Raw genomic sequence first — 8,406 nt, 5'->3', positions numbered from 1 at the left:
ATGGGATAGCCTTTCTAAATGGTTTATTAAGCAATTCTATTTTACCAAGACTATCGCAACCGTGCAAAAAAGCAACGGCAAATCCGTTGCTTTTTTTGGGGACATAAGAGACTATTGTCCCAGGCTCTTTTTTCGTATCAAATCTAAGCAATTTTAGAAACTTTATGGCATACTAGACATATCAATGAAAGCGAGGTAATCTCATGGAACAATTTTTAGAAAACATCAAAGACCTTGAAGTCACTACAGTTGCGCGTGCGCAAGAAGCTCTTGATAAAAAAGAAACTGCAACCTTCTTTATCGGTCGCAAAACTTGCCCTTACTGCCGTAAATTTGCTGGTACATTGGCAGGTGTCGTAGCTGAAACTAAATCTCACATCTACTTCATCAATAGTGAAGAAGCAAGCCAACTCAATGAGTTGCAAGCATTCCGCTCACGCTACGGAATCCCAACTGTACCAGGCTTTGTTCACATTGCGGATGGACAAATCAACGTCCGTTGCGACTCTTCAATGTCAGCACAAGAAATCAAAGAATTTGCAGGATTGTAAAAAATCAGCTAACAATCACAAAAACGCATAATGGAGCCGAAGAACGCTTTGCGAAGTACATAGATTTCTAGGATACGACAAAAATGTTGTATCCTTTGTTGTATCCTTTTTCTGCAAAAGAATACCAAGGAATACCAAAGATAAAAATAAAAAACGTTGATTTAACAACGTTTTACCAAGGAATGCAAAGGAATAATGGAGCCGGTGGGAGTCGAACCCACGTCCAAACACCTGCCAACATATTTGTCTACAACCATAGGTTATGTATTAGTTTAACAGTCCCTCGACACATAACTCAAGCCTAGAAACTGCGAGTCTATCAATCTCTTATCAAGCCACTAGACAAGACTCAATCGTATCTCGCTAATAATAAGACCTGTCATTGAACACGAGCAATCCAAATCGGGTCACGCCTGCTGGTTTTTAGGCAGCTAGAGCGTAAGAAGTGTTATTTTTTGCAGTTATATTTAACTGAGCGTTTACGTCGCCACACGAGTCGCAAAATATGCCTCATAATGCCTGTCGAATCCGTAACGACCCCAAAAGACAATAAAACCATTATACCTTATCTAACTAAAAAATGCAAAAGGGAAATCAACTAACTAAAAAAGATAGTCTTTCAAGGCTTTTGACAAAACCTGATAACCAGCAACACTGAGGTGCAGCCCATCAGTTGTGTAGTCTTTTTTGAGTTGGCCTGCTTGGTCTGTCAAACTATCAAAAACTGGTACAAATTCCACCTGCATATAGGCAGAAGCAAGCTCTTGATAGGCTTGATTCCATTTCTGAATTTTTTCATTTGTGCGGATATAGACTGTCTGCTTGTACTCCTCTCCCTCATTGACTGGCAAAATAGAAAGCAATTTAATCTCAGTCAATGGATAATCGTGAGTAATGGATTGTATGATAGCTTCGAGATTATTGAGAGTCTCATTCACAGGCACATCTTTTCCAATATCGTTCGTCCCAATTAAAAGGACAATTTTATCTACCGCCCCACCGTACAGATGCGCATCCAGATTCTCTAATAACAGTCCTGTCTGATAACCTCGAATGCCTCGATTGACAATCGTCTTCGAAGTCCCAAATAGTTCCTGCAGAGGATAATATTCGACAATGGAATCCCCAATAAAAAGAATGTCTGGCTCTACAACAGAAACCTGATTTAAGTGACGATACTTGGTTTGGATTTTTTCTTGTTCCTTTAGTAACCAATTTTCTAATAACTGTACTGCCACTTCATTCTCCTTTTTCTAACCAGTTTTCCAAGACTTGATAAACTCCGCTTTGGCTGTTGGCTGGCGCTAGAGCAGTCGCCACAGCTTTGGCTTTCTCATCAGCATTTTCCATCGCATAGGCAATTCCAGCCATTTCAAGCATTTCAACATCATTTTCACTATCGCCAAAAGCCATAATTTGTTGGGGCTTCAAGTCCCAACGCTTGAGTAATTCTTCCAAGCCCCATGCTTTATGAATCCCAGCTTGGAGGATATCAATACAACCATAGCCACTCGATACAGCCCGAACACGGCCATCAAAGAGATCATTGATTTCTTCCAAAACCGAACTCAAACGTTCCTCACCAACAACCATACTCATCTTGAGCACACCACCAAAGAGGTCAGAGGTTAATTCATCCACAAACTGCATCCATTGGTAGAATTTCTCAATCATTTCTGGAGTCATAAAACTTTCAAGGTCTGTAAAAATCGTACCTTCTTTGACAAAACCACCTTTCATAGCCGTCACAACAAACTGATCCTGACACGCTCGACCCTTGAAATGAGCCAAAGCCTTATCGACAATGGCATCATCCCAAGTCTGAGCCTGAATCAGTTCATTGTTTTCAAAAATACGAGCACCGTTTGCAACAACCAGAACCACTCGATTGACCAAGTGCTCCAGTAGTTGCCTCATGCGGTGAATTTCATTGCCCGTCGCGATGACAAAACGAATACCCCTTTGATCCAACTGATCTAAAATCTTTTCCAATCGTGGGAGATTAAGCTGGCCTCTAGCATCCAGCAAGGTCCCATCCATATCTGTCGCAATTACTTTAATCGTCATTTTCTTTCCTCTGGATTCAAGCTAGTCCCACTTCAATCCAACATGTTCGTTCATTTCTTTGTAGGCTGTATCAATTCGTTCCTTAGTCACTTCATCTAACTGGTCACGATGACTGCCACCCTCTATGAAATCTTCCAAGATATAGGTTTGATAATGATATAAAGGATAGCCCTCTGGTGAAAAGGTTCCCTTTGGTGTTCGATTGACCCAAGTAGGATGAGCTTTAGCTGTTCCGATAGTTGTTTTTCCATCCTTCTTCTTAATGGTCACGTCCATGAGAACACCCCGTTCAGTCCACTTAGCATTTTCTACCCCTTGCATGGTCTCAATTCGTTGATTGGAAATGAAGTTCCCCATTGAATAGATAATGAGTTTCTTGTCCCCATCTTTTTCAACAATTTCAGACGGTTCAACTACGTGTGGATGCCCTCCAAAGATAATATCTGCTCCCCAATCAATCATCTTGTGATAAAGAGCTTTTTGCTCTTCAGTCGGTTCTATGCGATACTCAACACCCATTTGTGGCATGATAATGGTGATATCTGCTTCCTTTTCCGCCCGTTCAATTTCAGACTTCATTTTATTCTCATCTAAATCTGAAAGATAGTGATTATAATCCTCTTGAGAAATATTTTGCTCAATTCCATTAAATCCATAAGAATAAGCCAAAAGTGCAACCTTGATACCATTCACTTCCTTAATGACCAGCGGAGCCTGATCACGTGGCTCGTGCGTATAAACTCCAATTGGTGTTATTCCTGCTTTTTCGATAGCATTTGCCGTTGAAATAACCCCCTCAATTTGCGAATCCAAAATGTGATTATGAGCCAAATCTAGAACATGGTAACCTGCATCCTTAATGGCATCCATAACTTCAGCAGGAGCATTAAAGAGAGGATAACCTGCTAAATAATGATCCTTATTAATGGTTCCTTCAAAGTCACCAATAGCTAAGTCTGCTTGCTTAAGCCAAGGAGTAACATACTCAAAATTCTCATGAAAATCATACGTTCCATCATCCTTTTTTGCTGAAAAGTAAAGAATATCATGATAAAGCAAATCACCATGAGCCATAATTCTAGCAGTTTTTTCCTCTTCCTGCTCCTGAGAATTTTTCTTAGTTCCTTCTTGAGAAATAGTATCTCGTTTTTGACTGGTCATAGGCATGCCTTGGAAGCTTTCAAACAACAAGACCAAGCCCATTGATAAAGCAACTGCTAGCAAGAGTACCGCCACAAATCCCTTGTTGCTCCACTTACGATAACTCCTAAAAAAGTTTACCAAGCCCCTCATAAAACGAAAAGCTAAACCACCCTGATTTCTATCTTGTCTTCTTTGCATCTTCATTCTCCCTACTTTCTAATGCAAGCCTTTTCTTTTTATTATAACACAGATAAGTATTTCTTTCACAATTGAATTGAACTTCCTATCTATTTTCTATAAATTCTAAAAACTGTAATACTTTCAATCCTTGTCATTTTGTGATATCATGTAGAGGTAATGAAAGGAGAGAAAATGTCTGCTATAGAACGTATTACAAAAGCTGCTCACTTAATTGATATGAACGATATTATCCGCGAGGGGAATCCGACTCTTCGCTCAGTTGCTGAGGAAGTTACTTTCCCCTTGTCTGACCAGGAAATCATTCTTGGCGAAAAGATGATGCAATTCCTCAAACATTCCCAAGATCCTGTCATGGCTGAAAAGATGGGGCTACGCGGTGGGGTTGGACTTGCTGCTCCTCAATTGGATATCTCAAAACGCATTATCGCTGTTTTAGTGCCAAATATTGTTGAAGAAGGAGAAACTCCAGAGGAAGCCTACGATTTACAAGCCATTATGTACAATCCAAAAATCGTCTCTCACTCTGTTCAAGACGCTGCTCTTGGCGAAGGAGAAGGTTGTCTGTCTGTTGACCGCAACGTGCCTGGCTATGTGGTGCGTCATGCTCGCGTTACTGTTGACTACTTTGACAAGGATGGAGAAAAACACCGTATCAAACTCAAAGGCTACAACTCCATCGTTGTTCAGCATGAAATTGACCACATTAACGGAATCATGTTTTACGATCGTATCAATGAAAAAGACCCATTTGCAGTTAAAGATGGTTTACTAATTCTAGAATAAAGAAAATCCCGTTGCAAGACGGGGTTTTGTGTTATAATAGAGGCATGAAAACAAATGATATTGTCTATGGCGTTCACGCCGTTACCGAAGCCCTCCTTGCAAACACAGGAAACAAACTTTACCTCCAAGAAGATCTCCGAGGTAAGAATGTTGAGAAAGTCAAAGAACTGGCTACAGAAAAGAAGGTATCCATTTCTTGGACTTCAAAAAAATCCCTCTCTGAGATGACTGAAGGTGCTGTCCACCAAGGTTTTGTTCTACGAGTGTCTGAATTTGCCTATAGCGAGCTGGATAACATCCTTGCCAAAACGCGTCAAGAAGAAAATCCACTTCTATTGATTCTAGATGGTTTAACCGATCCCCATAATCTGGGTTCTATCTTGCGAACAGCCGATGCGACCAATGTTTCCGGAGTCATCATTCCCAAGCACCGTGCTGTCGGAGTAACACCTGTCGTTGCCAAAACAGCCACAGGTGCTATTGAGCACGTTCCAATTGCTCGAGTGACCAATCTAAGCCAAACTCTGGACAAACTCAAGGATGAAGGCTTCTGGACCTTTGGAACGGATATGAACGGTACTCCTTGCCACAAGTGGAATACAAAAGGGAAAATTGCCCTCATCATTGGAAATGAAGGAAAAGGTATCTCTAGCAACATCAAAAAACAGGTTGATGAGATGATTACCATTCCGATGAATGGACATGTTCAAAGTCTCAATGCCAGTGTTGCTGCGGCTATTCTCATGTATGAAGTTTTCCGAAATCGCCTATAAAAGAGGCTGGACAAAAACTAACTTCTAGCTAAAAGAACACAGTGATTTTTAAATAACTGATTTGTAGATTGAATTCTTGGACAATTTTGTAACCCCCATGCTCATTAAGATGAATCCTAGCTCTACTACGCTGGCCTACTTGTCTCTAACACACACTCTTAGCACGCCAAAAATATTCTCTAATTTGCGAAAAACGAGATCAGTTGCCCTCCTCCATTTGACATAGATGCTAAATTCTTCTTCGATATATCATGTGTTCTGAACGAAGTTTCCTAAAGAAATTCTAATACTCAATGAAAATCAAAGAGCAAACTAGGAAGCTAGCCGCAGGCTGGACTTAAGTACGGCAAGGCGAATCTGATGCGGTTTGAAGAGATTTTCGAAGAATATAAGTTGTATCATAACAAATTGATTTCTGAATTTCTTATATAAGAAAATGAGCATCTCCAACTACGAGAATGCTCATTTTTAGGATTGTATAGGCAAATTTTACATATGTTTCAAACGCTCAATCCGTTCTGAAATAGGTGGGTGGGTATAAAATAGTTTTTGGAACCCTCCCCCTTTCTTGGGATCATTGATATAAAGTGCGCTACTAGCATCATCGACATGGTGATGCATCGGCTCGCTATTGTCCAACTTACGTAGAGCATTGATCATCCCTTGAGGATTGCGAGTCAACTCGACACTAGAAGCATCAGCTAGAAATTCCCTCTGACGAGAAATAGCTAGTTGTACCAAGGTTGCAGCGAGAGGTGCCAGCACAATAGCTAGTAGGGAAACCACTAGCATAATGATTTCTAAGCCATTTCCATCTCGATCATCGTCACTTCGTCTACGACCTGCGCCACCCCACCACATCATACGACCTGCCATACTAGAAAGCATGGTGATAGCACTAGCGAGAGCGACAGCAATAGTCGAAATACGGATATCGTAATTACGAATATGACTAACCTCATGTCCCATAACAGCTTCTAGCTCCTCGCGATTCATGATAGCTAGGAGACCTGACGTCGCAGCAACCGCCGCATTTTGGGGATTAGAACCTGTCGCAAAAGCATTTAAGGCTGGATCATCAATGATGAAAACTCGTGGCATGGGAATCTGACCCACCATAGCCATATCTTCCACTACATGGTAAAGGTCTGGTGCCGTTTGCTCATCAACCTCACGCGCTCCATTCATGGACATGACAATCTCTGTTGATTGAAAAATCATGGACAAAGCATAGATAAAGCCGATAATCAGTGCGATAACCAAACCACCAAGCCCAGATCGCATAAAGAGGTAACCAACCGCATAGCCAACAAGAGCTAAGAGTAGGAAAAATACCAGCAACAAAATCCACGTTTTTCGTTTATTGCTTGCAATTTGATCAAACAACATCTTAGTCACCTAAACCGCTAAAATCAACTTTAGGAACTGCCTTTTCCTCTTCTGGTGTTTGAAGGAAATCTGCTGCTTTAAAGCCAAACATTCCAGCGATAATATTGCTTGGGAAAGTTTCTAATTTTACATTGTAGTTGCTGACAACACTGTTGTAGAGTTGACGGGAGTAAGAAATTTTATTTTCTGTGTTTGTCAACTCCTCTTGCAATTTAACAAAGTTGGCACTAGCTTTCAAATCTGGATAGCTTTCTGCAACTGCAAAAATACCTGAAACCTGACGAGTGAGGGCATCACTAGCTTTCATAGCTTCTGCTGGTGAAGTCGCTGCTGCCACTTGGTTACGCAGTTCTGCCACCTTTTCAAGGGTAGAACCTTCATATTTGGCATAACCTTTTACAGTCTCAATCAAGTTTGGCAAGAGATCATTTCGACGTTTCAACTGAACATCAATCTGACTCCAAGCCTCCTTTGTTTGCATACGATTCTTAACCAAACCGTTATAGCTAACGATCACAAAAATAACAACAAGAGCTAAAACTCCAAGAATAATCCAAGTCATTATATAAGTCCTTTCTACTTTTAGATTAGTACCAGTATATCAAATTTTTAATGATTGTGGTAAAATAAGATGATACTAAAGAAGGAAATAACTATGAAACCAGAAACATTTTACAACTTGCTTGCCGAGCAAAATCTTCCACTTTCGGACCAGCAAAAAAAACAATTTGAACGTTATTTTGAGCTCTTGGTCGAATGGAATGAAAAAATTAATCTAACAGCTATTACAGACAAGGAAGAAGTTTATCTCAAACATTTTTACGATTCTATTGCACCCATTCTTCAAGGTTTGATTCCCAATGAAACTATCAAACTTCTTGATATTGGAGCTGGGGCAGGATTTCCTAGTCTGCCGATGAAAATTCTCTATCCTCAGCTTGATGTGACTATCATTGATTCGCTCAATAAGCGCATCAACTTCCTCCAACTTTTGTCTCAAGAACTGGATTTGGACGGTGTTCATTTCTACCATGGACGTGCAGAAGATTTTGCCCAAGACAAGAATTTCCGTGCTCAATATGATTTTGTAACAGCTCGTGCGGTTGCCCGTATGCAGGTCTTGTCTGAATTGACTATCCCCTACCTTAAAGTTGGCGGAAAACTATTGGCACTCAAGGCTAGCAATGCGCCTGAGGAATTATTAGAAGCTAAGAATGCCCTCAACCTCCTTTTTAGTAAGGTCGAAGACAATCTCAGCTACGCTCTACCTAATGGAGATCCGCGCTACATCACAGTGGTAGAAAAGAAAAAAGAAACACCAAATAAATATCCACGTAAGGCTGGCATGCCCAACAAACGCCCGCTTTAATCTTTTGGTAAATTCCCAAACTAAGTTCCACCGCTAGTACAAGTGGAAGTTAGTCTGATAAAAATCCTAAAAACCAGTGGAAATCTGTGTCAGGGTAAATTCCACTGGTTTTACTAATGCTTGATTTCAT

Annotated in this window: 9 protein-coding genes and 1 other RNA gene; 4 read left to right on the top strand and 6 right to left on the bottom strand. The window is 40.6% G+C overall.

Translation table 11 applies throughout. From position 1 onward, the window contains the following. The first annotated feature begins 203 nt into the window (after positions 1-203). On the top strand, positions 204-551 hold the full coding sequence (locus QM865_RS09065; protein WP_414306500.1) for a thioredoxin: 348 nt from the start codon (positions 204-206) through the stop codon (positions 549-551). A gap of 193 nt (positions 552-744) precedes the next feature. Here the strand turns inward: QM865_RS09065 and ssrA are convergent. The 4 genes from ssrA to QM865_RS09045 all read right to left on the bottom strand — a co-directional run bounded on the left by ssrA (position 745) and on the right by QM865_RS09045 (position 3,959). Then, positions 745-1,092, bottom strand: a transfer-messenger RNA (tmRNA) gene (gene ssrA / locus QM865_RS09060). 61 nt (positions 1,093-1,153) lie between these two features. Then, complete coding sequence (locus QM865_RS09055; RefSeq protein ID WP_224218560.1) at positions 1,154-1,789, bottom strand: SGNH/GDSL hydrolase family protein; 636 nt, start codon at positions 1,787-1,789, stop codon at positions 1,154-1,156. 1 nt (position 1,790) lies between these two features. Next, entirely contained in the window at positions 1,791-2,618 is an 828-nt protein-coding gene (locus tag QM865_RS09050) for an HAD family hydrolase (protein WP_414306499.1), read from the bottom strand. A 21-nt stretch (positions 2,619-2,639) separates the two neighbouring features. Beyond that, on the bottom strand, positions 2,640-3,959 hold the full coding sequence (locus QM865_RS09045) for a CapA family protein (protein WP_414306498.1): 1,320 nt from the start codon (positions 3,957-3,959) through the stop codon (positions 2,640-2,642). A gap of 174 nt (positions 3,960-4,133) precedes the next feature. Between QM865_RS09045 and def the strand changes: the two genes are divergently transcribed. Together def and rlmB are read left to right on the top strand one after the other, a co-directional pair. Then, complete coding sequence (def, locus tag QM865_RS09040; RefSeq protein ID WP_261023772.1) at positions 4,134-4,745, top strand: peptide deformylase; 612 nt, start codon at positions 4,134-4,136, stop codon at positions 4,743-4,745. A gap of 44 nt (positions 4,746-4,789) precedes the next feature. Continuing rightward, on the top strand, positions 4,790-5,518 hold the full coding sequence (gene rlmB, locus QM865_RS09035; protein WP_023944296.1) for a 23S rRNA (guanosine(2251)-2'-O)-methyltransferase RlmB: 729 nt from the start codon (positions 4,790-4,792) through the stop codon (positions 5,516-5,518). A gap of 489 nt (positions 5,519-6,007) precedes the next feature. Here the strand turns inward: rlmB and htpX are convergent, their stop codons facing one another. Together htpX and QM865_RS09025 are read right to left on the bottom strand one after the other, a co-directional pair. Continuing rightward, positions 6,008-6,907, bottom strand: a complete 900-nt coding sequence (gene htpX, locus QM865_RS09030) for a zinc metalloprotease HtpX (RefSeq protein WP_219966693.1) — start codon at positions 6,905-6,907, stop codon at positions 6,008-6,010. A 1-nt stretch (position 6,908) separates the two neighbouring features. Then, on the bottom strand, positions 6,909-7,469 hold the full coding sequence (locus QM865_RS09025) for a LemA family protein (protein WP_000219846.1): 561 nt from the start codon (positions 7,467-7,469) through the stop codon (positions 6,909-6,911). 93 nt (positions 7,470-7,562) lie between these two features. Between QM865_RS09025 and rsmG the strand changes: the two genes are divergently transcribed. Then, positions 7,563-8,276, top strand: a complete 714-nt coding sequence (gene rsmG / locus QM865_RS09020; RefSeq protein ID WP_023944292.1) for a 16S rRNA (guanine(527)-N(7))-methyltransferase RsmG — start codon at positions 7,563-7,565, stop codon at positions 8,274-8,276. Positions 8,277-8,406 lie beyond the last annotated feature (130 nt).

It is taken from the genome of Streptococcus mitis (assembly GCF_047462815.1).
Lineage (GTDB): Bacteria > Bacillota > Bacilli > Lactobacillales > Streptococcaceae > Streptococcus > Streptococcus mitis_DO.
This window is presented reverse-complemented; position numbering and strand designations above follow the sequence as displayed.